The organism is Humibacter ginsengisoli, assembly GCF_054780095.1.
In genome coordinates this window covers 391,994-415,479 of the sequence record NZ_BAAGWZ010000002.1, presented here as the reverse complement: position 1 = coordinate 415,479, position 23,486 = coordinate 391,994, and the positions used below count along the sequence as shown (strand labels likewise).

Sequence of the window (23,486 nt, the reverse complement as noted above, 5' to 3'; positions counted from 1 at the left end):
GCGAGAACCGGGCCGGGCCAGTCGTAAGGGAAGTGAATGAAACGCGTGTTCGGCGATCGTAAGACGATCGCCATCCTGCTCGGGCCGACGCTGATCGTCTACGTTCTGCTCAAGCTGGTTCCGGTGTGCTGGTCCCTCGGACTCTCATTCTTCACGGGCAACACGCTGAGCGGGTTCACGTTCATCGGCTTCGCCAACTTCGTCAAATTCGTCGGCGATCCGGCTGCGGTCCAATCGCTCATCGTCAGCATCGTCTTCGCCGTGCTGGCGACCGTCGGCCAGATCGTGCTCGGCTACCTTCTCGCGCTGCTGTACGTGTTCGTGCTGCGGAAGGGATCCGCATTCGTGCGCACGGCCGTGTTCTTCCCGATGGTGCTGCCGACCGTCGCGGTGGCGCTGCTCTTCCGCAACTTCGTGTCGGTGGGCGCCAACCAGGGGCCGATCAACGACATCATCAACTTCTTCGGCGGCAAGAGCGTCGAGTTCCTCGCCTCCACGATCGGCACGATGGGAGTCGCGCTGGCGATGACGTTGTGGAGCTCCATGGGCTTCTACGCCGTGCTCCTCTACACGGGGCTGCTCGACATCCCGGACGAGATCATCGAGTCCGCCCGCCTCGACGGCGCGAACGGGCCGCGCCTGGTGCGGCACATCGTGCTTCCGCTCTCGATGCCGATCCTGCTGTCGTCCGTCATCTTCAGCCTGAACTCGACGCTCAAGGTCTTCGACAGCCTCCTCGCGCTGAACAACGGCGGCCCGGGAACGTCGACGTCACCGCTGACGCTGTATATGTACCGCACCGCATTCGACTATGGCGACTACGGCTACGGGAGCACGATTGCGTTGGTGCTCACGCTGCTCTGTCTGGCGTTCACCCTGACGGTCTTCCGTTCCTCGAGCCGGAAGGCGGATGCCTGAGATGACGTCGACGCAGCAACTCGTGGCGACGAATACGGCGGGACGGTCCCGGGTCAGAACGACCGCCTCGCGCCGCGCCGCGCGCATCCTGCGCCGCATACCGGTCTGGGTCCTGGTGGCGGTGCTCCTGATCGTGGTGCTGTACCCGCAGTTCTGGGTGCTCATGGGCTCGTTCAAGTCGCAGACCGAGTTCCTCTCCAGCCCGACCTGGAGCCTCCCGACGCATTTCGACCTCAGCAACTACGTTGAGGCGTTCACCCGCGGAAACGTCGCGGTCAACTATCGCAACAGCATCCTCGTCACCATCCCATCGGTCGCGCTGATGATCGCGCTCGGTGTCGCCGCCGGCTATGCGCTGGAGATCATGATCTGGCGCGGACAGAAGGCGCTGCTGCTGCTCATCCTCGGCGGCATCATGGTTCCCGGGCAGATGATCCTGGTGCCGCTGTTCATCGTCTACTTCAAGATCGGCATCACCGGCTCACTTTTGCCGATGATCCTCACGTACACGGTCATGGGCCTGCCGCTGACGACCTTCCTAATGGCGGCGTACTTCCGATCCGTGCCGCGCGAGCTGTTCGAGGCCGCCACGGTTGACGGCTGCGGCCCGCTGAAGTCGTTCTTCCTGATCGGCTTCCCGCTCATGCGCAACGCCATCCTGACCGTGGCGCTTGTCGAGTTCTTCAGCGTGTGGAACGACCTGCTCGTGGCGCTGACGTTCACCACCGATCCGTCCCTGGCGACCATTCAGGTGGGCCTGCTCAGCTTGAACGACCAATACGGATCGACGCAGTACGGACCGCTGTTCGCGGCGGTCAGCATCAACATCATCGTGTTGATGATCGTCTTCATCTTCCTCAACAAGAAGATCATGGCCGGCCTCGCTGCCGGCTCCCTGAAGGGATGAGAACCGTGACACGAGTCGCTTTCCTGCACACCGGAGCCGTCGTCATCCCGCCGGTGATGGAGCTGGCCGGCCGGCTCCTTCCGGATGCCACGACGATCAACTACCTCGACGACCGCATCGTGGCCGACCTTTCAGACGCCGAGCGGGCGGCCTCCGTGCCAGAGCGCGTGACCGACCTGGTGCAGGCCGCGCAGCGCGCGGGCGCCGACGTCGTGATGCTCACCTGCTCGTCCATCTCCCAGCTGGCTGGTGCCGCCGCCGAGCGGGTGGGCATCCCCGTGCTGCGCATCGACGAGGCGATGGCCGACCAGGCGGTGCACGCGGGGGAGCGGATAGCCGTGCTCGCGACGCTTCCGACCACCTGCGAGCCGACGGTCGCCCTGATCCGCGAACGCGCAGAGCTGGCCGGGCTCGACAGAAGTATCACGAGCGAGGTCATCGACGGTGCGTTTGCCGCGGTGTCCGGCGGCGACCGGGAGACCCACGACCGCCTGGTCGGCGATGCCATCGAGCGGGTTGTGCCGCACGCGGACGTCGTCGTGCTCGCCCAGGCGTCGATGGCGAGCGCGGCGGGCGCGGTGAAGGTCGACGTGCCGGTGCTGACGAGCCTGGAGCCGGGCATCCGGCGTCTCCGTGAGCGGCTCGCCGCTGAAAAGGGATGAGCCGATACTGGGAATCGTTCGCTCCTGGCACCGGCAGGCGCGAACCACGAGCGGATGCCGTGGGCGACGCCCGCAGGGTGTCTCTGAACGGCACTTGGATGTTCCGGCTGTCAGCGACCGCCGAAGGCAGCGGCGACGAGTTCATGCATGTCGGCTTCGACGACTCCGCGTGGGATCGCATTTCCGTTCCCTCACACTGGGTGCTGCAGGAGGTCACGCCGCCGGGGGAACGATCGCCGCGCTCGTTGCTCGGCACCACAGACGGTCCGCGGTACACGAACACGGCCTATCCGATGCCGATCGATCCGCCGCACGTGCCCGACGAGAACCCGACGGGCGACTACCGGCTGCGCTTCACGGTTCCAGACGACTGGGCGAACGCGGTCCTGAGGTTCCAGGGCGTGGACTCGTGCGCGAAGGTGTGGCTGAACGGCGAGGAGCTGGGCTGGTCGACCGGCAGCCGCCTTCCCTTCGAGTTCGACGCGCCGATCATGCCGGGTGAGAACGTGCTCGCCGTGCGGGCGCATCGCTGGTCGGCGGGAACCTACCTGGAAGACCAGGACATGTGGTGGCTCCCCGGCATCTTCCGCGACGTCGAGCTGATCGAGCGAACCGCCGCGTCGATCGATGATCACACCGTGCACGCCGAGTTCGATCACGAGACGGGCATGGGCACGTTGCGGGTGGACGCAACGACGAAGGCGATCGTCGAGGTGCCCGAGTTGCGCATCCGGATGCCTGCGGGAGAGTCGGTAACGGTGCCTGTCGAGCCGTGGAGTGCGGAGCATCCGCGCCTCTACCGCGGCACTCTGTGCTCGGCCACCGAGACCGTCGAACTCGCCATCGGCTTCCGAACCGTCGCCATCGTCGACGGCGTGCTCACCGTCAACGGGCACAGGGTGTTCTTCCGCGGCGTCAACCGGCACGAGCACGACTGGGAGACGGGGCGCAGGCTCGAGCGGGGGACGATGATCCACGACATCGAGTCGATGAAGCGGCACAACATCAATGCGGTGCGCACGTCGCACTATCCGCCGCATCCGGAGTTCCTGCGGCTGTGCGACGAGTACGGGCTCTGGGTGGTGGAGGAGAGCGACCTCGAGACGCACGGCTTCATCTACTCCGGTTGGGAGGGTAATCCACCCGGCGATCCGCGCTGGAAGGATGCCTTCCTCGACCGCACCCGGCGCATGGTGGAACGGGACAAGAACCGGCCGAGCGTCGTGATCTGGTCCCTTGGCAACGAGAGCGAAGGCGGCGAGAACTTCGACGTCGTGGAGAGGTGGATCCGGTCCCGCGACCCGTCACGACCGATTCACTACGAGCGTGACCGCACCTACCGCAACTCCGACTTCCACGCGGTGATGTACCCGTCCCTCGACGACCTCGAGGCGATCGGCCGGCGCGAGGAGGAGCCCTACGAGGGGGTGAGCGAAGCCGATGACCGTCGTCGCCGAAGCCTGCCCTTCCTGCTCTGCGAGTACGCGCACGCGATGGGAAACGGGCCAGGATCGCTCGTCGAGTACGTCCGAATCCTGTCGTCGTCGGACAGGTTCTGCGGCGGCTTCATCTGGGAGTGGATCGACCACGGTTTCCGCGCAATCGACGAGCACGGCCGCGACTTCGCGATGCACGGTGGCGATGTCCCCACGACGCCGAACGGCGGACGATATTGCCTCGACGGCCTGCTCTTCGCCGATCGAACGGCCTCTCCGGCCCTGGCAGAGGTCAAGAAGGCGTACGAGCCGATCGCCATAACGGTGACCGACGTCATCGAGGTGCGGAACAGGTTCGACGCCGTGTCGACGGAGCGGCTCGAGTTCGTGTGGCGGCTCGAACGCGACGGAGAGCCGTCGGAGTCCGGCATGCTGCACGTGCCTGCACTTGCCCCCGACGAATCCGTTGCCGTGCCGCTGCCCTGTGCGGCCGGGAACGCCGACGGGGAGTGGTGGCTGACCGTCGAAGCGCGCCTCGCTCAGGACACTGCATGGGCATCCGCCGGCCACATCATCGCGTGGGGACAGGGACGCTTGGATGCCCGCACCCCGCAGGCGGTCGGCGAGCCGGTGCCGGCGCACGTCTGGACTGCGGCTGCGCGCCCGGCATCGGCGACGGGCGAGCAGCTTCGCGTCGGTGACGCGCTGTTCGATGCCGCGACGGGACGCCTGCTTCGCTTCGGGCCGGTCGACCTGAATGGCCCCGATCTCGACCTGTGGCGTGCGCCGACCGAGAACGACCGCGGTCAGGGCGGCAGGAACGACCTCGCGGCCGTCTGGCTCCGCACCGGCCTCGACGACCTGGTCACCACCACCCGGTCGGTGACGCACGAGGGGAACAAGGTCACCGTCACCGGACGCGCGGCGCCTGCCTCGCAGCCGTTCGGGCTGCTGTACCGGCTTGCCTGGCGGGTGGAGAGCGAGGCGGTCGAGCTGAGCGTCCACGTCGCCTTCGACGGGCCCTGGTCCGACACTCCGTACGGGCACCACGACGTCGTTCCGCCGCGGCTCGGCCTGCTGTTCCGGCTGCCGGCGGAGTACCGATCAGCGGCATGGTTCGGGCGCGGACCGCACGAATCGTACGTCGACTCCTGCGCGTCGGTAGCGGTGGGCTGCTTCGCAGCCGAGATCGACGAGCTGCAGACGCCCTATCCGTATCCACAGGAGAACGGAAACCACCTCGACACCCGCGCGCTCGAACTCACCGGGGGTGGATGCCCTGGCCTGCGCGTCACGGGCGACCCCACGTTCGCGTTCACCGCCAGGCGGTGGTCGAGCAAGGCTCTCGCCGAGGCGGAGCATCCCGCCGGCCTGGCCGACTCGGGGGAGATCTGGCTGAACCTCGATCACGCCCAGCAGGGGCTCGGGTCCGCATCGTGCGGGCCGGCTCTGCCGGCGCGCTACCGCATCCCGCTCGAACCCGCATCGTGGCGGCTGCGCTTCAGTTCGTCTGCGTTGTGATCGTCTGCTGGGCTCGTCCTGTCTTCTGGGCTTGCTCCGTCTGCTGGGCCGGCCCTGCCAGCTCCTCCGCGGTCTGCAGGTCGGTGACCAGGGCGTTGACCCACCCGCCGGACAGCGCCCCCCTGATCGCCTCCCGCTTGCGCTTTCCGCCCGCGATCCCGATGCGACGGGGTATCCGGCGAAGATCCTCGACCGGTATCGCGATGATGCGGTCATCCACTGCGCCGGTGATGGCGGTGCCGTCCGCGCGGAAGATGCGGTGACAGATGTCGCCGACCGCGCCGTCGGCGATGAGCCGCTCGCGATCGGAGGCGGCGAACGCGTTGCCGCTCACGGCGAGGATGTCCGACGGTTCGATGCTGCCGATCCCCATCACCGCCATCGTCAGGTCGCGCCAGTGGCGGGCGACCTCCTGCATCGAGGGATCGCCGAGAAGGCTGTCCCGGATGGCGGAGCTGGCCACGACGCCCGGCGCCTGCACGTACACCGGGTCGGCGCCGAGGATGCGCGCGAGGTCGCCGAGCAGGCGGTGCGAGTGGCTCTGCACCTCCGGTGACCCGACCCCGCCGAGCAGCTGGACCACCTCCGTCGCGCCGCCCGTGGTGAACGGCCGCATGTGCTCCGTCATGGCGAGCAGTGTCTGACTCCACGATGAGACGCCGATGCGGTCGTTCCCGCTCAGCGTCGCCTCGAGGTAGGCGGCCGCGCCCGCGCCGAGTGCGCCGATCGTCTCGTGCTCGTCGGCGTCAGGGTCCACGTCGACGACGACGGCTTCGGCAATGCCGAAACGCTGCTCCAGCCGTTCCTCCAGCTCGGCGTGCACACCGGGCGCGACCGTGACGGTGGTGCGGATGATGCCGACGGTCTCCGCGCGCTTGAGCAGGCGCGACACCTTCGCCTGAGAGATGTTGAGCGAAGTGGCGATGTCCGCTTGCCGGATGCCGCGCTCGTGATACATGCGGGCTACCTTGGTCATGAGTCTGACCTGGCCGTCGGCGGCTCGCCCGTAGTGAGGCACTGACACGAGGGCTCCGTTCGGATCGGCGGATGCCTGCTGGATGCGCATTCGCTTACGAAAGGATATTCAACCCCGGCCCGTGGCGCCAGCCTCCCGTGCCAGTTGCGGCATTCTGCTAGAGCTCGGGCCGGATCGACACGGATCGCCGGTGCGTTCCCGGCTCGAGTTCCTCGGGCTCTGCGATGCCGGAGTCGAACACCGCCCGAGTGCCGAACGGCACGGTCATCGTCGCCTGCAAGAGGTCGCCGTCGAGTGACCACGAGATCGCCGTCTCGCCGTACGGGGTGGTGTGCCGGGCGCTCGCCGAGGTGAGTCCTCCGCCGGGGCGAGGAGCGAAGTGGATGCGCCGGTAGCCCGGCTCTGCAGGCGCGAGCCCGCCCACGACGCGGTACATCCAGTCGGCTACCGCACCGAGTGCGTAGTGGTTGAACGACGTCATCGTGCCGGGGTTCACCGTGCCGTCCGGCAGCAGCGAGTCCCAGCGCTCCCATACCGTCGTCGCGCCCATGTCGATCTGATAGAGCCAGGACGGACATCCGCGTTCCAGCAGCAGGTCGTAAGCGGTGTCGAGGTGTCCGGTCTCGCTCAGGGCATCGCTCACCAGAGGCGTTCCGACGAAGCCGGTCGCGATGCGGTTGCCGGCCTCCGCGACCAGCTCGGCGAGCCGGTCGCCCGCTGCTGCGCGCCTGCGGGCATCCGGAATCAGATCGAACCTCAGCGCCAGCGCGTAAGCGGTCTGCGCGTCGCTCGACATGCGGCCGTTCTCGCCGAGGTACGCCTCGGCGAACGCGGCGGCCACCTCGTCCGCCACTCGGTCGTACGTCGCCTGGTCTTCCGGCAGCTCGAGCACCTCCGCCATACGCGCGACGACGCGTGCCGAGCGCGCGAAATACGCGGTCGCCACGAGGTGCCTGTCCGTTCTGGCGTCGGCCGGATCTTGCGGGGGAGCCGCGGGATCGAGCCAGTCGCCGAGCTGGAAGTCCGAGTCCCACAGCCGGGATTCGCCCGCACGCCTGGCCATCAGATCGACCCAGGCGCGCGCGCTCTCGTACTGGTCGGCGAGGACGCCGACATCGCCGAACCGCTGATACAGCGTCCACGGCAGCAAGGTAGCCACGTCGCCCCACGCGGCGCCCGGCCGGATCGGTGTCCACATGTGGTGGGCGGGGATCACCGGCACGTACCACGGCACGGTGCCGTCGGGCAGCTGCTCGATCGCGACATCGCGCAGCCAGCCGGCAAGCATCCCGGACACATCGAAGAGCGTCGACGCGGTCGGGCCGAACACCTGAATGTCGCCGGTCCAGCCGACTCGCTCGTCGCGCTGCGGGCAGTCGGTGGGGATATCGACGAAGTTGCCGCGCAGGCCCCAGACGACGTTCTCATGCAAGCGATTGAGAGAGGGGTCGGATGTCTCGAGCCAGCCCGTGCGTTCGAGATCCGTGTGGTAGACCCGCGCAACGACCGCCCCGTACGCCACGTCGGCCCGCAGGTCGCCGGGCCAGCCGCTCACCTCGACGTATTGGAAGCCGTGGAAAGTGAACCGTGGCTCCCATTCCTCGCCCTGGTCGAGTCCGGCGAGGGTATAGCTGTCCGACGACCTCGCGCCGCGCAGCGGGCGGGTGTAGAGCTCGCCGTCTTGCAGCACCTCCGCCGTGCGCAGCGTGACGGTCTGTCCACGGGAACCGTGCACGCGAATCCGCACACGGCCGACGAGGTTCTGCCCGAAGTCGATGACGAGCTTGCCCGACGGTGTGGTGGCCACCTCGACGGGCAGCACCTCCTGAGTGCAGCGCACCGGCGGAGCGGTCGGTGCCACGAGGGTAGCCGGGTCGCGGCGGCGCACGGCCACCGGCTGCCAGAAGGAATCGTCGAAGCCGGCGGTGCTCCATCCGCTCTGCTCCTGACGGGCGTCGTAGTCCTCCCCGTCGTAGATGCCCGAGCGCAGGATCGGACTCTCGGCGCAACGCCAGGACGTGTCGGTGGCGATCGTGTCCCGTGACCCGTCCGCGTACTCGAGCTCGAGCTGGGCCAGGAACGAGAGGTCGTCGCCGAAGACGTTGCGGAATCCGCCGCGCCAGCCGAGGCGCCCTCGGTACCAGCCGTCGCCGAGCCACGCGCCGATCGCATTGTCGCCGGGCGCGAGCAGGCCGATTACGTCGTAGGCGCGGTACCGCAGCCGCTCCCGGTAGACGGTCCAACCGGGGGAGAGCGCGTCGTCTCCCACGCGCCGGCCATTGAGCTCGGCCTCGTAGAGCCCGTGAGCCGTGGCATAGAGCCGGGCGCCAACGAGGCCCTCGCGCACCGTGAACGTGCGTCGCACGAGCGACGGGCGGCGGTCATCCGAATCGGGATCCTCGTTCCAGAACGCGCCGACCGGGAGTGCGGACCAATCGCCCGGCGTAAGGAGGCCCGCCTCGAGGTGGACGACGGGCGACCACGCGGACCACTCCGCGTCGCCGCCACGAACGGACACCCGCAGGGCTGCCCGCTCCCGGGAGGCGAGCGCCGGGCCTGGCCAGGGCACGAGGATCTGATCTGCGGAGTCGACCTCGTACACTTCCTCCACCTCCCCGCGCGTGACGCCGAGGCGATAACTGTGTTGCGTCCACCCGATAGGAGCGGTACGGATGGCCCAGGAGATGCGCGGTCGGTCCTCGCCGATGCCGAGTGGATGACGGTGGTGTTCGATCCGAGGAGTAGCGATGGCGACCGACATGTTCCTACATTTCTTGCAGTGTCGAATGAATATGCAATAGCCTAGCGGGCATGATCATCGGGGTCACGGGCAGCGGCGGCAAACTCGGGCGAGCCACCGTTGCGCGTCTTCGCGAGGAGGGCCATCGCGTCGTGGGGTTCGATCTCGCAGGACCCGTCGGTCCGGGGTTCACACGTGTCGACCTGGGTGACTACGGCCAGACGCTCGACGCCCTGCTGTCGGTCACTGCGCGACACGATGGCCTCGACGCTCTCGTGCATCTCGCTGCCGTTCCGGTGAACGGCATCGTGCCCGACGCGACGACGTTCCACAACAACGTGACGGCATCCTTCAACGTGATGTTCGCGGCGCATCGTGCCGGCATCGACCGCATAGCGTTCGCCTCCAGCATCACGGTGATGGGCTTCCCGTTCGATGAGGCGCCGCCCGCGCTGCCCGTCGAAGAGACGTTCACGAAGGCGAACAACACGTACGGACTGGGCAAGGTCGCCGAGGAGGCCATCGCCGCGCAGCTCGCCGGATGGCGTGAGGATGCCGCCATCACGGCACTGCGGTTCACCAACGTCGTCGCCGAAGACGAGTACGGCACCTTCGAGCGGGCCGCCGACCCTGGCTATCGCCGCGATCTGATCGGTACGTGGGTCGACGCGCGCGACGGTGCGAAGGCGGTGGCGCTCGCGCTGGCCAAGCCGGAGCCCGGATTCCGGGTCTACAACGTCGCGGCCCCCACCTCCGCGTCGCGCATCCCTTCGCGGCAACTCGCGGCCGCATGGTTCCCGGGTACGCCGGTGCCCGACGATCTCGGCGAGTTCGAGTCGCTCGTCTCCACGCGCAAGATCCAGCGGGAACTCGGCTTCTCCGCCGACCACGACTGGCGCTGAGCGCAGACGCGCCGTGTCAGCCGGCACGGCGCCACGATCCGGCGTCGACGACCACGCTCGTGCTCGCGGAGTCGGTGACGACCGCCACCTCGCGTCGCCGATCGTCGAGATTCGCCACGAGGAGCGTCTCCCGCTCGCCTGAGCGCGCGCCGATCGTCCAGATAAGGCCGTCGGCCGAGTCGCCGTGCAGAAGCTGCGCTCCGGAGAGTTCCGCGAGAGAACGCACCGCGGCCGCCACCGGGTATTCGGTACCACCGGCATCCGTGATGCCGCGCGGGCCCCACTCCTCGTAGTACGTGAGGCTCGCCACGCCCGGCACGGCGAGGGCGGCGGCGCTGGCGATCGTCCAGGCGGCCAGTTCCGGCGCGGTCTGACGCGGATCGTCCGCGTGAGCGAACTGGGCGCCGTAGCCGTCGCGCAACGTCGTGCCGGTCGCGTGCGGCTGAGGCGAGGTGGCCACGTCGTTGAACCGCGGACGCAGGGTGACCGGGCCGACGTGAACCGGCGCATCGGCGTTCTCCGCCACGGCCTGTGCAGCGACGATGCGCTGCATGGCGAGCGAGCGCACGAGCTGACGGGTGCCGAGCTCGTGGAAGAGGGGAGTGGTAGCGAACACCACGCCGTCGAGGTCGCGCGGCAGGCGATGACGTTCCCGGTTCAGTTCGGTGAAGTGCGAGCGGGCACCTCCCACGATCGGGCTGCTGACGCCGGCCTGTGCGAGGGCGTCGCGGAGTGCGGCCACCGCGGGAGCGTCCGAGACGTGACGTGCGGGCCCGGCGCGGTTGAACGCTGCGACGCGCACCAGACGTAACCCGGCGAGCATCCGCGCGGCGTCGTCGAGCGAGTGCGGATGGTCATCGTCGAGCACGAGGCGCACATCGAGGGGGAGGCCGCTCGACGCGGCACGATCCAGCGCGGCCGGCCAGTTCGGGGTCGTGAGGTCCAGCTCGACCACGCGGAACGATCCGATCGGGACGTTCGCCCGCGGCGCGGGATCGGGTGCGGTGGATGCGCCGAGCCCGATCGCTGGAAACGTGCCGTCTGCGTCGAGCACGATGCGGTCACGCGAACTCGAGTGCGGCCCTACCGTTGCGACGGCTCGCTGGGGCGAGCCCTCTTCCACCTCGAGCCGCACGGTCTGCTGCACACGTGAGCCGGCCCCGAGCAGGTACGGGAAGGGGAGAGCCAGCGGCCTGCTGTACGTCTTGAACGAGGCATCCGTCCAGTTGCGCTGGTCTTCCATCTCGAACACGTCGCCGTCGAATCGCAGCGCCGCGTCCAAGTCGCCTGCACGCCAGGCCAGCGTGGCGATGTCGAAGACCGGCTGGTGAGGGCTGACCGCGACCGGGAATGCGGTTCGCTGCACGGAGCCGTCGGTGTGCTCGACCGTGAGCTCTGTGTCGCTCAGCGAGGCGGGATGCAGCACCACGAGTCCGACGCGGTTCGTCTCGAAGTCGGAGCCGACCGTGAGGTCGAGCGAGACGCTCAGTGCTCGACCCGCGGCATCGAACTCGAGTGAGCCCTCGAGCTGCACGCCCGGTTCGGGGCATCGCAGCGTCAGGCGCAGGGACCTCCCGATCTGCTCCTTCGCGTCGACCTCGAGAGCACACGTGTTCCAGTCGTGATCCCGGACGACGGCGCGGACGCCGGTCAGCACGAGCGTGTCCTGGAACCGAACTCCTGCGATCCCCGCACCGTCGAGCTCAGCCGACCATTCGCCGCTGCCCCAGAGCTCGCCCGCGACGACCCAGGGTGCTGACCCGTTCTCGGATGCCGCCACCGTCATGCCGTTGTCAGCGCTCGATGTGGTCGAGGTGCAGCATCTTGGCAAGATTCTTGTCGAGCTCGTCGTCGCGGAAGATCTTTTTCCAGTCCTCCTTGATGATGCTCTGGCGGCCGTAGTCCATCGCGATAAGGCACGCGTCGCTGAAGGGATTGTCGCCCCGCAGACCGTTCGCGAGGGCGACCTGGGTGTGGCCGTAGAGGATGCTGCGCGCGGCGTCTTCCGGAACGCCCATCGTGTTCACAGCCTCCTGCAGCGCCTCGTTGAGGAGCGAGCCGATCATGCAGGCCACGGTCTCGACGAGCGTCGGCTCGAGTTGGGCGAGCTGCTTCACTGTCACGTAGTGCACGTCGACGACGGGGGCGTAGATGGCGCGCACCGTCGCATCCAGCACCGCCTTCTTCTCCGGGTCGTCCGACTCGATGGCGGCGATAGCATCCTGCGGGGCGGCGATGCCGCCGAACGTGTCGGCGTACTCCTCCTCCGTCGTGCGCTTCAGGAAGATCGACGGGTGGCACGGATGCGCGACCGCGCGCACGACGTCGTCGCGCTCTGTCAGCAGCCCGGCGTACGCGGCGGCGGGGTCGAGCGTCAGCGCGATCGAGCCCGGTTTCATCTGCGGAACGAGCTCTGCGGTCACCGACTGCAGAGCGAGGTCGGGCACGGCGAACACGACGATGTCGGCGTCGGCGACGGCGGTCGGGGCATCCGTCAACTCGCGACCGGCGTCGAGGGTGCGTTGCTGCCCTGCGGGGGAGTTCTCCACGTACCGGACCGTGTGGTCGGTGCGCGCGAGGTTGTTCGACACCCGCATGCCCATCTTGCCGCCCGCTCCGATGACGGCGATGGTGTGGGTGCTGGTCGTGGTGGTCATGTGGTGCTCCTCAGGTATTCCACGGCGGTGCGGGTCCAGTCCCGCTCGGTTCGAATGGTGGTCTCGGCGTCGCCCTGCCAGGGCAGCCAGTGCTCGACGATCTCGTCGATACCGCGGTCTTGCGGCCTTACCGTGCGCAGCAGGTGCGGATAGTCGTGCAGCCCGGCTCCCAGCGGCGCGCCGGAGTAGGTGAATCCGACCCAGCCGGGCTGACGGTCGAACGCGAAGTCCTTGGCATGCACGTTGTTCACGTGGGGCGCCGTGAGCTCGACGCACTCGCGGGGAAGTTCAAGCCGAGCGACCACGTTGGCTGGGTCGAGGCAGATGCCGAGGCGCGGGCTGCTGATCCCCTCGACGAGCGAGACGAGCTCCGCGGTCGCGACCTGTTCGTAAGTCTCCAGCGCGAGCGAGACTCCGGATGCCTCGTAAGACGGCAGCACTCGCCTGAGCTGCTCAGCGGCTTCGGCGGCCGAGGGCCGGGAGTCCGGGCCGAACAGCATGCTGCGCACGAGCACGGCATCGAACGCGTTCGCCAGCCGGAGGTAGCGGTCGAGCCGCTCGGTGTCGACACCCTTCGTGCCGAGCTGGACCGTCAGACCAAGATCCCGTGCCGCCGCGGCGGCGTTCGCGATCTCGCGCTCGGACATCGTCTCCAGCGGTGCGTAGTCGCAGATCTGAAACAGCTCGACGCCGAGTTCGCGGGTCGCCTCGAAGGCGCCGACGAGCGAGAGCGGCTCCGGGGCGCGGTCCGAGTGCTGCCAGAAGAAGGCGTATGTGCCCAGGCCGATCACGCGGCGCTCCTGCCTTCGGAGAGCGCGGCCGCCTCGTCGATGACGGCGACCAGCGCATCGGGGTCATGGGCGAACCGGCCGAGGAAGAGGCCGTCGACGTCGTCGCCGAGCCGGGCGAGCAGGCCGGGCCCGGCGGATCCGCCGTAGATGACGACGCTCTCGGCCCTTGCCGGTTCGTCGAGTTCCGCCATGAGCGCGCGAGTGACGGTGCTGATGTGGTCCGGGTCGGCCGGTTCTGGTGCACCGATCGCCCACACCGGTTCGTACGCGACGACGACAGGGCCGGCCGGGGCGGGTTCGAGGTCGGCGCGCAGCTGGGCGACGGTCGTGGTGGCCGCGGTGCGGGCATCCGCTCGTTCCGTCTCGCCGACGCACAGCACGGGAACGAGCCCCGCGGACAGGGCGGCAGCGGCCTTCGCCGCCACGACCTCGTCGGTCTCGCCGAAGAGCCGGCGCCGTTCCGCGTGGCCGACCTCGACACAGGTGACGCCGGTCTCCGCGAGTTCGGCGGCCGTGATCTCGCCGGTATACGCGCCGCGAGGATACGCAGAGACATCCTGCGCGCCGACGGCGACGCCCGTCCCGGCGAAGGCGGCGAGGGCATCGTCGATCTGCAGGTAGCTGGGGATGACGAACATCTCGACGAGTCCGTCACGCACGGCGGCGTGGCGTCGAACGCGCCCGGCGACGTCGTCGAACCAGTCTCGTGCCTGCTGCCGCCCGAAGTACGCCTTCAGGCTGACCCCCACCGTAACCCGTCGCATCCGCTCAGCAGCTTCCCGTCGACTCGTACTCCGTGAGCACGGCCACCTTGTCGGCAGAGGCCGACGACGTGTCGAACCGGTACGTGAGCCACTCGCGCACGAGCCGGCGGGCGAGCTCGATGCCCACGACTCGCTGACCCATCGTGAGCACCTGCGCGTTGTTGGAGAGCACGGAGCGCTCCACCGAGAACGAGTCGTGCGCAGTGACGGCACGGATGCCGGGCACCTTGTTCGCGGAGATCGCGACTCCAAGCCCGGTTCCGCAGATCAGCAGGGCACGATCGGCCTCGCCGGCGGCCACCAGCTCCGCCGCGGCGATCGCGACCTTCGGGTACGGGGTGTGACCGTCGGCATCCACCCCTACGTCCACAACGGATGCGACGCCCGGGTTGCCCTCGAGGTCGCGCTTCAGGATCTCCTTGTAGTCGAAGCCGGCATCGTCGGCTCCGACGACGATGCGCAGGGGCTCGTTCGTGGTGCTGGACTTGCTCATCGGTCACCTTCCTTCCGGTCGCGGTAACGGAGTACATCGCCGATCGCGGTCGCGATCAGCGCGAGGGAGCGAGCGCCCGGGTCCGGAACGCCGAGAGCGTGCTCGCCGTGCGTGCGGGCTCGTCCCATGCGCGGCAGGAGGTCGGCTGTGGCGGCGGCAGAGCGCGTGGCGAAGTTCGCGGCATTGCGCCAGGCATCGGGCAGGGTCTTCCCGGCTCCGACCCCAGCATTCAGCTCCCTGGCGAACGGAACCAGCGCATCGACCATGGTCTTGTCACCGATTTCAGCCTTGCCGTACGCCATCACGCCGGAGGCGCTCGCGGCGACTCCGGCGACAATGTCGCGCGGAGCCGGCGTCCCGTTGTCGCCCAGCCGGGCGGCGACGGAGTTCAGGATGACGCCCCACAGCGCGCCGGAGGTTCCACCCGCCCGATCGGCCCAGGCATCGGCAGCACGGCTCAGCGTCGTGCCGGCGCCGGCTCCCGCCTCGACGGCCGCGGTGGCGGCGGCCAGGGCAGCATGGGCGCCGCGCTGCATTCCGATGCCGTGGTCGCCGTCGCCGGCGATCGCATCGATGCGGCCGAGCTCGTCCGCGTTCGTGTCGATCGTCGTGACGATCGTCTCCACCACGCTCCGGACGGTGGCGGCGCACTCCCGGGAGGCGTCGTCGGCGGGAGGGACGGCCTCTTGTTCATCGACGGCCCGGTCCTCGGTCGCGCGTTGCGCGCGGGGTGCGACCGCACCGCGGCGATACGCGGGCGTGTCCACGGGCGTCTCCCACAGTCGGGCGAGCTCATCGTTCAGCCAGTACAGGGTCAGCGAGGTTCCCGCCATGTCGAACGAGGTGCAGTACTCGCCCACGTGCGGGTCGACGATCTCCAGCCCCGCGTCGCCGAGGAGTTCGGCGATGCGGCGGTAGACGACGAACAGCTCCTCGTATTTCAGTGATCCGAGCCCGTTCAGGATCGGCACGACCCGTCCGTCCGCGCCGTCCGGCCGCTCGGCCAGCAGCCGGGCCACGAGCAACTCGGCGAGGCCGTCGGCGGTCGGGATGTCCGTCTCATCGATCCCGGGCTCGCCGTGGATACCGAGGCCCACGGCCATCCGCCCCTCCGGAACACTGAACAGCGGCGCTTCAGCGCCCGGCAGGGTGCATCCGGTGAAGGCCACGCCGAACGACCGGGTGCGCTCGTTGGCCAGTCGTGCGACGCGCGCCACTTCGGCGAGGTCGTACCCAGCCTCCGCGGCGGCTGCGGCGGCGCGGAACACGGTCAGATCGCCCGCGATGCCGCGACGCTTGTGCCGTTCGGATGCCGGTGCCGACGAGACGTCGTCGGTCACCGTGACCGTCTCGCACGCGATCCCTTCGGAACGGAGGCGCTCCTGCGCCGCGTCGAAGTTGAGCACGTCTCCCGCGTAATTGCCGTAGCTGTAGAGCACGCCGGCACCGGCATCCGCGGCCCTGGCGACGGATGCCACCTGATGGGCCGACGGCGACGCGAACAGGTTGCCCATCGCCGCGCCGTGCGCGAGACCCTGCCCGACCAGTCCGCCGAACGCCGGGTAGTGGCCGGAGCCACCGCCGATCACGACGGCTACCTGGCCGTCCGGGACGACGGTCGAACGCACCACGCCGCCCGGCACCCGCCGCACGTACCGCGCGTTCGCCGCGACGAAGCCGGCGATCAGCTCGTCGGTGAAGTCGGCGGGGTCGTTCCAGAGCCTGGTCATGACGCAGCCGTCTCCAGGTCGGCAGCGGCGGGTACGGCATCCCGCTGCCTGCCGCTGCGTGCCAGCAGCACCATGAGCACGGCCGACAGCAGCATGAACGCGCCCACCACGATCATCGGAACGACGTACTGCGGCTCGCCCTTGCCGTTCTTGGTCAGGTCGGCCAGGAGGCCAGTGATGTACGGCGCGCTGAAGCCCGCCAGGTTGCCGATGGTGTTGATGAGCGCGACGCCCGCTGCCGCAGCGACGCCGGTGAGGAACCGCGTCGGGAGCGTCCAGAAGTTGGGCAGGGCGGCGAAGATGGCGCACGCCGTGACCGTGATGACCGCGATCGTGGCCGCGGGGGAGCCGGTGAAGAGCGCCAAGGGGATAGACACCGCGCCGGCGATCGCCGGTACGACAATGTGCCAGGTCTTCAGCCCGCGCCTCGAGGCATCACGTGACCAGAAGTACATGACGATCGCGGCGGGCAGATAGGGGATGGCGGTGATGAGGCCCTTCTGGAAGACATTCAACGAGCTGCCGAACGCCTCCTGGAAGCCTCCGATGATGGTCGGCAGGAAGAACGCCAGTGCGTAAAGGCCGTAGATGAACCCGAAGTAGATGAACGACAGCAGCCAGACGCGTCCGCTGGAGAAAGCCATGCGGATCGACGGATGCTTCTCCCTCGCCTCCGTCGCGACCTTCTCCTTTTGCAGCGCGTCGGTGAGCCAGGTCTGCTCGGCCGAGGTGAGCCACTTGGCGTCGGCCGGCTTGTCTTTGAGGTAGAACCAGGCGATGACGCCGATCACGATCGCCGGGATGGCGACGCCGAAGTACATGAAGCGCCATCCCTCGAGGCCGAAGAAGACGCCGTGCTGCCCGATGAGCCAGCCCGCGAGAGGAGCACCGATGACCGTCGTGAGCGGCTGCGCCAGGTAGAAGAGCATGAGGATGCGCCCGCGATACTGCGAGGGAACCCAGAGGCTGAGGAAGAGGATGGCTCCGGGGAAGAACCCGGCCTCGGCCACGCCGAGGAGGAAACGCAGTAGGGTCAGCTGCTCGAAGTTCTGAACCCAGGTGAAGAGCAAGGCGACGATGCCCCAGCTCACCATGATGCGGGCGAGCCAGCGGCGCGCCCCGAACTTGTGCAGTGCGATGTTCGACGGCACCTCGAGCAGGATGTAGCCCACGAAGAACACGCCCGATGCGAAGCCGAACTGGGCGGCCGACAGTGCGAGGTCGCCGTTCATGCCGTTGGGCGCCGCGAAGCCGATCGCGGTGCGGTCGAGGTAGTTGACGAAGAACATCAGGGCGACGAAAGGCACGAGACGAACAGCGACCTTGCGGATCGCGGAGCGCGCTACGGGCGAGGTGTCGAGCTGGTTCTGGTCCACATTGACTCCTGGAAGCGGCGGTGGTCGTGAGGTACGGCAGGCGCCGTCCGCCATTCCCAGTGTGACAAACCGGTTGACCAATTGCAAGGCGAGCGCGCTTGCTTCCATCCAGCTGCAGGACCGCTGTTAGGTTGTTCGCATGCCCGCGTATTCCGATGGATCCGCCGTCGACATCGCTGCGGCGCTCGGCCAGCTGCCCAGCGGAACGCCGGTCTCCGAGGTCGCGCGTCGGCTGCTCGAGCTCTTCACGAGTGGGTCGATCGAACCGGGAACTCGACTCCCGCCGGAGCGACAGCTCTCCGAAAGCCTCGGCGTCGGACGCTCGGCGGTCAGGGAGGCGCTCGCCGCACTGGAGATCCTCGGCATCGTCGACGTGAGGCCCGGCTCGGGCACCTACCTGCGTGGTACGGCGAGCGAATTGCTGCCGCAGACCCTTCGCTGGGGTCTGCTGATCGGCGAGCGCAACACCGGCGAGCTTCTCGAGCTGCGCTCAGGGCTGGAGATCTACGTGGCGCGACTGGCCGCCATCCGCGCTGACGATGCGGCCAAGGCAGCGCTGTCCGCTCAGCTCGAGCGGATGCGCGTGGCGACGCACGACCTGAAGAAGTTCGCCGCAGCCGACCGCGAGTTCCATCAGGGCCTCGCGAACGCGGCGGGGAACGCGGCGCTCATCGACATGCTGCACGTCGTGCGATCGCTTCTCCAGGTCTATGCGGATCGCGCGGTGTCGAGCGAGGACGAGGCCGAGGCGGCGGTCGTGGAGCACGACCGGATCTTCCGCGCCATCCAGTCCTCAGACGACGACGCCGCGGCATCCGCGATGGCCGCCCACATGGTGACCGCGGCGTCCCGCCTGTCGGCGGAAGCCGTCGAATAGGGCGTCACACCAGCAGCTGGTGCTTCGCCAGCTCCCGGTACAGCGGCGTGGACTCCACGAGCTCCGAGTGCGTGCCGACACCCACGACGCGTCCCTTCTCGAGCACCACGATCTGATCGGAGTCGACCACGGTCGAGAGCCGGTGCGCGATGACGATCAGCGTGCGATCCTCCGCGACAGCGTCGATCGCGTCGCGCATGAGCTGTTCATTGCGGCCGTCCAGACTCGAGGTGGACTCGTCGAGCAGCAGGATGGGCGGTGCGGCCAACAGCGCCCGGCCGATCGCGAGCCGCTGGCGCTCGCCGCCGGAGAGCATGACGCCGTCCTCGCCGACCGGCGCGTCCAGGCCGAGCGGGCTGCGCTCCAGCACCTCGGTGAGGTTCACCGCGTGCAGCACGTCGATGCACTGCGCGTCGGTCGCGCTCGGCGTCGCGAGCGTGAGGTTGTCACGGATCGAACCGGCCAGCACCGGCGCATCCTGCTCCACGTAGCCGATCTGCGCACGCAGCTCCGCGCGGTCGAGGGTGCGGATGTCGAGGCCGCCCATCGAGATCACGCCACTCTCCGGGTCGTAGAACCGCTCGATCAGCGCAAGAATCGTGCTCTTGCCGGCCCCGGACGGCCCGACGAGCGCGGTGCGCTTGCCGCGCGGAGCCGCGAAGCTCACGCCATGCAGCACGCCCTCCTCCGGAACGCTGGTATCGGATGCCGTCAGTCCGGTCACCGAGACGCCGCCCGCGACGGCTTCCGCCTCCGCGACGACGTCGCGTCCCTCGAACGCCTCGAGTGCGTCCTCGGCCACGGGCGCGGCGCGTCGACCTCGTTCGCGCCCGGATGCGCCTTCTGCCGACTTCTCCGCATCCTTGACGTCGTCGCGCGAGCTCCGGGCCGCGACGACCGCGTCGGGGTACGCGAACCGCACGTCGTCGAAGGCGATCGCCGGCGCATCCGCATTCACGGCGGCATTCGCAGGCCCAACCATCACGGCACGCTGCTCTGGCGGCAGGTCGCTCGCGTCCTCGCTCGGCAGGTCGACGATCTCCTGGATGCGCCCGAGCGCGCCGAGCGCCGAGTTCACCGACGTGAACGCGCCGAACGCCTGCCCGAGCGGCAGGATCATCATGAACAGGAACAGGATGAACGCCACGAGGTTCGCCACGGTGATGGCGCCGGAAGCGACGCGGTATCCGCCGACGCCGAGCACCACGAGGAACGACACCTGCATCGCGATGCCGGCCACCGGAACGACGAGCGCCGAGATCTTCGCGACCTTCACGCCCATGCGATAGGCGCCCGCGGCATCCTCTTCGACGCCCTCGATCTCGCGATCGGTGGCTCCGGCGGCACGGATTGTGCGCACCGAGCTGATGGCCCGCTCGACGGATGCCGCCAGGTCACCGACCCGCTCCTGCGCCTTGCGGCTGGCGACGCGGATGCGTCCGGACAGCAGCACGACCACAGCGATCGAGACCGCGATCACGAGAACCGTGAGGCCGAGCAGCACGGGGTCGATGATGAGCATCGCGATCAGCGCGCCGATGAACGTGAGCGTGCCCCCGATCGCCTCGACGAGGCCCTGCGTCAGAACGGCGCGCAGCAGGGTCGTGTCGCTGCCGACACGGGAGACGAGATCGCCGGTGCGGCGCGCGTCGAACTCGCTGATCGGCAGGTTCAGCATGCGGGCGACGAGACGCTTGCGCGAGGAGAGCACGACGCTCTCGCCGGTGCGCTGCAGCAGGTAGTGCTGGTATCCCGAGATCAGTCCCGAGATGACAACCAAAGCGACGAGTGCCCAGACCAGGCCGCCGAGCGCCTTTCCACCCTGCACGATGCCGATCACCTGGCTGACCAGCAGCGGCTGGGCGAGGCTGGCGGCCGCGCCGAGCACACTGAGCACGACGACCACCGACATGGATGCCTTGTGCTCGAAGATGTAGGGCAGCAGCTGCCCGAAGGTGGCGCGGGGGCCGTCGTCCTTCTCCGGACGGCCGAACCGGCGGCGCGTGGTGGCGGGTGAGCTCATGAGGGACTCCGAATCGGGGGTGGCGGCGAAAAGGGTACCAACGCCGCCTGCAGGAACCCCGCGCCACTGTCACCCGTGCGCGTTACGTTGGTGAGCGTGTCTTCGCCGGTGATCGTCGCATCCGACCTCGTCAAGCAGTACGGGGAGGTGACTGCCGTCGGCGGCATCAGCTTCGAGGTGGCGCCGGGGGAGTCCTTCGGCCTGCTCGGCCCGAACGGGGCGGGCAAGTCGACGACGATGCGCATGATCGGCGCGGTCTCCACGCGCACGAGCGGACGGCTGGAGATCCTCGGCCTCGACCCCGACCGGTTCGGGCCGGAGATCCGGTCGCAACTGGGCGTCGTACCGCAGTCCGACAACCTCGACGAAGAACTCCGGGTGCGTGAGAACCTCGTCGTCTACGGCCGCTACTTCGGTCTGCCGATGGCGAAGGTGAAGACGAAGGCAGACGACCTGCTCGCGTTCGCACAACTGCAGGACAAGGCGAAGGCCAAGGTCACCGACCTCTCCGGAGGCATGAAGCGGCGGCTCACGATCGCGCGCGGCCTCATGAACGACCCGCGCATCCTGCTGCTCGACGAGCCGACGACGGGCCTCGACCCGCAGGCGAGGCACATCCTGTGGGATCGGCTGTTCAGGCTCAAGGAACAGGGCACAACCCTCGTCCTCACGACCCATTACATGGACGAGGCGGAGCAGCTCTGCGACCGTCTGATCGTCGTCGACAAAGGCACGATCATGGCCGAGGGCACTCCGGCCTCACTGATGAGGGAGTACTCGACGCGCGAGGTACTCGAGCTGCGCTTCGGTGCCGACCGCAACGCCGAGATGGCGGAGCGGCTGCAGGATGCCGGCGACCGGGTGGAAGCACTTCCCGACCGTGTTCTCGTGTACACGGCCGACGGCGAGGCCGAGCTGGCGCGGCTCACCGAGGCGGGCATCCGTCCGCTCACCTCGCTCGTGCGCCGTTCCAGCCTGGAGGATGTCTTCCTGCGGCTGACCGGAAGGTCGCTGATCGAATGACCGCCGTCGAGACAGCGCAGGCCGCGCTCGAAAACAGCGCACGAAAGCCGCGCCGGTTCGGTGCGTGGTATGTGGCGGAGCACCGCCTGCGCGTGATGCGTTCCTACGTCTCCACCGTTCTCATCGGCGCCGTAGGGACGCCGCTGCTGTACCTGTTCGCGATGGGGATCGGCCTCGGGGCCCTGGTGAGCGCAAACCTCGGGCCGCATGCCGTCGACGGCGTGAGCTACCTGCAGTTCGTCGCGCCCGCGCTGCTCTGCACGGCGGCGGTCACCGTGGCCTCCGAGGAGTTCACCTACCCTGTCATGCTCGGGTTCAAGTGGAATCCCACGTTCCTCGGCATCAGCGCATCGCCGATCACTCCGGGGCAGATCATCGACGGCATGGTGATCTCCGTCGTCGTGCGCCTGGTCGCCTCCAGCGTCGTCTACTGGCTGTTCATGCAGCTGTTCGGTGCGACGCCGTCGGGCACGGCGTTCCTCGGCGTGCTCATCGCCACGCTCGTCGGGCTCGCCTTCGGTGCTCCGATCATGGCGTACGTCGCCACCATTCAGACGGACTCGGGGCAGATCGCCATGCTGATGCGCTTCGTGCTGCTGCCGCTGACACTGTTCTCGGGCACGTTCTTCCCGCTGACGTCGATGCCGATCTACCTGCAGTGGATCGGCTGGCTCTCGCCCATCTGGCACGGCACGCAACTGGCGAGGATCGTCTCCTACGGTGCTCAGGTGCCGCCGTGGCTGATCGTCGTGCACGTCCTCTACCTGCTCGTGCTGTTCGTGCCCAGCTGGCTGCTCGCCCGCCGTATCGCGAGGCGGAGGCTCTACACATGACCGGCGTCGATGTCGAGGCGCCCGTGCAGGTATCCGGCCGCCGCAGAGGGGTCGGATCGCTGTACGCGGGCAACGCGCGATCCGTCGTGTACCGCGGATGGCTGGCCACCAAGTCGACGAACTGGCTGGTCGTGGTCTCCGGCGTCTTCGAGCCGGTGTTCTACCTGCTGTCGCTGGGCATCGGGCTCGGCGCATTCGTCGGCACGGTGTCGGCCGGTGATGGAAGGCACATCTCGTACGCCGCGTTCATCGCGCCGGCGCTGCTGGCGACCGCCGCGATGAACGGCGCCGTGTACGACTCCACCTGGAACGTGTTCTTCAAGATCCGCTTCGCCAGGCTCTACGAAGGGATGCTCGCCACTTCGCTCGGTCCGCTCGACGTGGCGTTCGGCGAGATCGCGCTCGCCCTGCTGCGAGGCGCAGGCTACGCCGTCGCGTTCATGATCGTCATGCAATTCGTCGGGCTGAACCTGTCGTGGTGGGCGCTGCTGGCGTTGCCCGCAGTGCTGCTGGTGGCCTTCGCGTTCGCCAGCTTCGGCATGGGTATCACGAGCTACATGAAATCGTTCCAGCAGATGGACATCATCAACTTCGTCATGCTGCCGATGTTCCTGCTCTCCGGCACGTTCTACCCGCTGTCGGTCTACCCGCAGGGTGTGCAGGTGGTGATCCAGGCGCTGCCGCTGTGGCAGAGCGTGGACCTCGTGCGCTCGCTGACGACGGGCGCGGTCGGCGCAGGCGTCTTGTGGCACGTGCTGTACCTCGTGGTCATGGCCGCGCTCGGGATGATCCTGACCACCAGGCGGCTCCGCGCCCTTTTCCTCGACTGACGGACACCGCTTCTCGGCGGCTCCGCG

At 68.4% G+C, this 23,486-nt stretch carries 19 protein-coding genes; 9 read left to right on the top strand and 10 right to left on the bottom strand.

Annotated elements, in window-relative coordinates; translation table 11 throughout:
• The first annotated feature begins 36 nt into the window (after window positions 1-36).
• Genes ACYVI5_RS04270 through ACYVI5_RS04255 form a run of 4 tightly spaced genes read left to right on the top strand, consistent with a single transcriptional unit; the run spans window position 37 to window position 5,444 of the window.
• Window positions 37-918 (top strand): carbohydrate ABC transporter permease, encoded by an 882-nt coding sequence (locus ACYVI5_RS04270; RefSeq protein ID WP_460579132.1) that lies wholly within the window; start codon window positions 37-39, stop codon window positions 916-918.
• Window positions 911-1,825 carry a carbohydrate ABC transporter permease gene (locus tag ACYVI5_RS04265; RefSeq protein ID WP_460579131.1) on the top strand — a complete coding sequence of 305 codons (915 nt, stop codon included), beginning with the start codon at window positions 911-913 and terminating at the stop codon, window positions 1,823-1,825. The genes ACYVI5_RS04270 and ACYVI5_RS04265 overlap by 8 nt, the downstream gene beginning before the upstream one ends.
• Entirely contained in the window at window positions 1,822-2,487 is a 666-nt protein-coding gene (locus ACYVI5_RS04260) for an aspartate/glutamate racemase family protein (protein WP_460579130.1), read from the top strand. The genes ACYVI5_RS04265 and ACYVI5_RS04260 overlap by 4 nt, the downstream gene beginning before the upstream one ends.
• The gene (locus ACYVI5_RS04255; RefSeq protein WP_460579129.1) at window positions 2,484-5,444 is read left to right on the top strand and encodes a glycoside hydrolase family 2 TIM barrel-domain containing protein; all 2,961 of its coding nucleotides are present in this window, start codon (window positions 2,484-2,486) and stop codon (window positions 5,442-5,444) included. The genes ACYVI5_RS04260 and ACYVI5_RS04255 overlap by 4 nt, the downstream gene beginning before the upstream one ends.
• Here the strand turns inward: ACYVI5_RS04255 and ACYVI5_RS04250 are convergent.
• On the bottom strand, window positions 5,425-6,510 hold the full coding sequence (locus tag ACYVI5_RS04250) for a sugar-binding transcriptional regulator (RefSeq protein ID WP_460579128.1): 1,086 nt from the start codon (window positions 6,508-6,510) through the stop codon (window positions 5,425-5,427). The two genes, ACYVI5_RS04255 and ACYVI5_RS04250, sit on opposite strands and share 20 nt — an antisense overlap.
• A gap of 67 nt (window positions 6,511-6,577) precedes the next feature.
• Window positions 6,578-9,181, bottom strand: coding sequence for a family 78 glycoside hydrolase catalytic domain (locus ACYVI5_RS04245; protein ID WP_460579127.1), 2,604 nt, complete (start codon window positions 9,179-9,181; stop codon window positions 6,578-6,580).
• Between the two features lie 50 nt (window positions 9,182-9,231).
• Here ACYVI5_RS04245 and ACYVI5_RS04240 point away from each other — a divergent pair, with 50 nt between their 5' ends.
• Window positions 9,232-10,062 (top strand): NAD-dependent epimerase/dehydratase family protein, encoded by an 831-nt coding sequence (locus tag ACYVI5_RS04240; protein ID WP_460530744.1) that lies wholly within the window; start codon window positions 9,232-9,234, stop codon window positions 10,060-10,062.
• 16 nt (window positions 10,063-10,078) lie between these two features.
• Here ACYVI5_RS04240 and ACYVI5_RS04235 read toward each other — a convergent pair whose 3' ends face one another.
• The 7 genes from ACYVI5_RS04235 to ACYVI5_RS04205 are packed head-to-tail and all read right to left on the bottom strand — an operon-like array spanning window position 10,079 to window position 17,873.
• Entirely contained in the window at window positions 10,079-11,848 is a 1,770-nt protein-coding gene (locus ACYVI5_RS04235) for a hypothetical protein (RefSeq protein ID WP_460579126.1), read from the bottom strand.
• A 7-nt stretch (window positions 11,849-11,855) separates the two neighbouring features.
• Window positions 11,856-12,719, bottom strand: coding sequence for a phosphogluconate dehydrogenase C-terminal domain-containing protein (locus ACYVI5_RS04230; protein WP_460579125.1), 864 nt, complete (start codon window positions 12,717-12,719; stop codon window positions 11,856-11,858).
• Complete coding sequence (locus ACYVI5_RS04225) at window positions 12,716-13,510, bottom strand: sugar phosphate isomerase/epimerase family protein (protein ID WP_460579124.1); 795 nt, start codon at window positions 13,508-13,510, stop codon at window positions 12,716-12,718. The genes ACYVI5_RS04230 and ACYVI5_RS04225 overlap by 4 nt, the downstream gene beginning before the upstream one ends.
• Window positions 13,507-14,274, bottom strand: coding sequence for a triose-phosphate isomerase family protein (locus tag ACYVI5_RS04220; RefSeq protein WP_460579123.1), 768 nt, complete (start codon window positions 14,272-14,274; stop codon window positions 13,507-13,509). Before ACYVI5_RS04220 ends, ACYVI5_RS04225 begins: the two co-directional genes overlap by 4 nt.
• Window positions 14,275-14,278: 4 nt before the next feature.
• Entirely contained in the window at window positions 14,279-14,767 is a 489-nt protein-coding gene (locus ACYVI5_RS04215; protein ID WP_460530759.1) for a ribose-5-phosphate isomerase, read from the bottom strand.
• Entirely contained in the window at window positions 14,764-16,497 is a 1,734-nt protein-coding gene (locus ACYVI5_RS04210) for a dihydroxyacetone kinase family protein (protein WP_460579122.1), read from the bottom strand. Before ACYVI5_RS04210 ends, ACYVI5_RS04215 begins: the two co-directional genes overlap by 4 nt.
• The gene (locus ACYVI5_RS04205) at window positions 16,494-17,873 is read right to left on the bottom strand and encodes an MFS transporter (protein WP_460579121.1); all 1,380 of its coding nucleotides are present in this window, start codon (window positions 17,871-17,873) and stop codon (window positions 16,494-16,496) included. Before ACYVI5_RS04205 ends, ACYVI5_RS04210 begins: the two co-directional genes overlap by 4 nt.
• A gap of 139 nt (window positions 17,874-18,012) precedes the next feature.
• Between ACYVI5_RS04205 and ACYVI5_RS04200 the strand changes: the two genes are divergently transcribed.
• On the top strand, window positions 18,013-18,750 hold the full coding sequence (locus ACYVI5_RS04200) for a FadR/GntR family transcriptional regulator (protein ID WP_460530767.1): 738 nt from the start codon (window positions 18,013-18,015) through the stop codon (window positions 18,748-18,750).
• 4 nt (window positions 18,751-18,754) lie between these two features.
• Here ACYVI5_RS04200 and ACYVI5_RS04195 read toward each other — a convergent pair whose 3' ends face one another.
• Window positions 18,755-20,773, bottom strand: coding sequence for an ABC transporter ATP-binding protein (locus tag ACYVI5_RS04195; protein WP_460579120.1), 2,019 nt, complete (start codon window positions 20,771-20,773; stop codon window positions 18,755-18,757).
• Window positions 20,774-20,869: 96 nt separating this feature from the next.
• Between ACYVI5_RS04195 and ACYVI5_RS04190 the strand changes: the two genes are divergently transcribed.
• The 3 genes from ACYVI5_RS04190 to ACYVI5_RS04180 are packed head-to-tail and all read left to right on the top strand — an operon-like array spanning window position 20,870 to window position 23,459.
• The gene (locus ACYVI5_RS04190) at window positions 20,870-21,796 is read left to right on the top strand and encodes an ABC transporter ATP-binding protein (RefSeq protein ID WP_460579119.1); all 927 of its coding nucleotides are present in this window, start codon (window positions 20,870-20,872) and stop codon (window positions 21,794-21,796) included.
• Window positions 21,793-22,629, top strand: a complete 837-nt coding sequence (locus tag ACYVI5_RS04185) for an ABC transporter permease (protein ID WP_460579118.1) — start codon at window positions 21,793-21,795, stop codon at window positions 22,627-22,629. Before ACYVI5_RS04190 ends, ACYVI5_RS04185 begins: the two co-directional genes overlap by 4 nt.
• Window positions 22,626-23,459 (top strand): ABC transporter permease, encoded by an 834-nt coding sequence (locus ACYVI5_RS04180; protein WP_460579117.1) that lies wholly within the window; start codon window positions 22,626-22,628, stop codon window positions 23,457-23,459. Before ACYVI5_RS04185 ends, ACYVI5_RS04180 begins: the two co-directional genes overlap by 4 nt.
• The last annotated feature ends 27 nt before the right edge of the window (window positions 23,460-23,486 follow it).

Excerpts from the sequence above, each read along its gene's own strand:
- ACYVI5_RS04185 (WP_460579118.1), top strand. The coding sequence starts at position 21,793 with ATGACCGCCGTCGAGACAGCGCAGGCCGCGCTCGAAAACAGCGCACGA.
- ACYVI5_RS04195 (WP_460579120.1), bottom strand. The coding sequence starts at position 20,773 with ATGAGCTCACCCGCCACCACGCGCCGCCGGTTCGGCCGTCCGGAGAAG.
- ACYVI5_RS04260 (WP_460579130.1), top strand. The coding sequence starts at position 1,822 with ATGAGAACCGTGACACGAGTCGCTTTCCTGCACACCGGAGCCGTCGTC.
- ACYVI5_RS04235 (WP_460579126.1), bottom strand. The coding sequence starts at position 11,848 with ATGACGGTGGCGGCATCCGAGAACGGGTCAGCACCCTGGGTCGTCGCG.
- ACYVI5_RS04220 (WP_460579123.1), bottom strand. The coding sequence starts at position 14,274 with ATGCGACGGGTTACGGTGGGGGTCAGCCTGAAGGCGTACTTCGGGCGG.
- ACYVI5_RS04255 (WP_460579129.1), top strand. The coding sequence starts at position 2,484 with ATGAGCCGATACTGGGAATCGTTCGCTCCTGGCACCGGCAGGCGCGAA.
- ACYVI5_RS04240 (WP_460530744.1), top strand. The coding sequence starts at position 9,232 with ATGATCATCGGGGTCACGGGCAGCGGCGGCAAACTCGGGCGAGCCACC.
- ACYVI5_RS04265 (WP_460579131.1), top strand. The coding sequence starts at position 911 with ATGCCTGAGATGACGTCGACGCAGCAACTCGTGGCGACGAATACGGCG.
- ACYVI5_RS04215 (WP_460530759.1), bottom strand. The coding sequence starts at position 14,767 with ATGAGCAAGTCCAGCACCACGAACGAGCCCCTGCGCATCGTCGTCGGA.
- ACYVI5_RS04270 (WP_460579132.1), top strand. The coding sequence starts at position 37 with ATGAAACGCGTGTTCGGCGATCGTAAGACGATCGCCATCCTGCTCGGG.
- ACYVI5_RS04180 (WP_460579117.1), top strand. The coding sequence starts at position 22,626 with ATGACCGGCGTCGATGTCGAGGCGCCCGTGCAGGTATCCGGCCGCCGC.
- ACYVI5_RS04250 (WP_460579128.1), bottom strand. The coding sequence starts at position 6,510 with ATGCGCATCCAGCAGGCATCCGCCGATCCGAACGGAGCCCTCGTGTCA.
- ACYVI5_RS04245 (WP_460579127.1), bottom strand. The coding sequence starts at position 9,181 with ATGTCGGTCGCCATCGCTACTCCTCGGATCGAACACCACCGTCATCCA.
- ACYVI5_RS04200 (WP_460530767.1), top strand. The coding sequence starts at position 18,013 with ATGCCCGCGTATTCCGATGGATCCGCCGTCGACATCGCTGCGGCGCTC.
- ACYVI5_RS04230 (WP_460579125.1), bottom strand. The coding sequence starts at position 12,719 with ATGACCACCACGACCAGCACCCACACCATCGCCGTCATCGGAGCGGGC.
- ACYVI5_RS04210 (WP_460579122.1), bottom strand. The coding sequence starts at position 16,497 with ATGACCAGGCTCTGGAACGACCCCGCCGACTTCACCGACGAGCTGATC.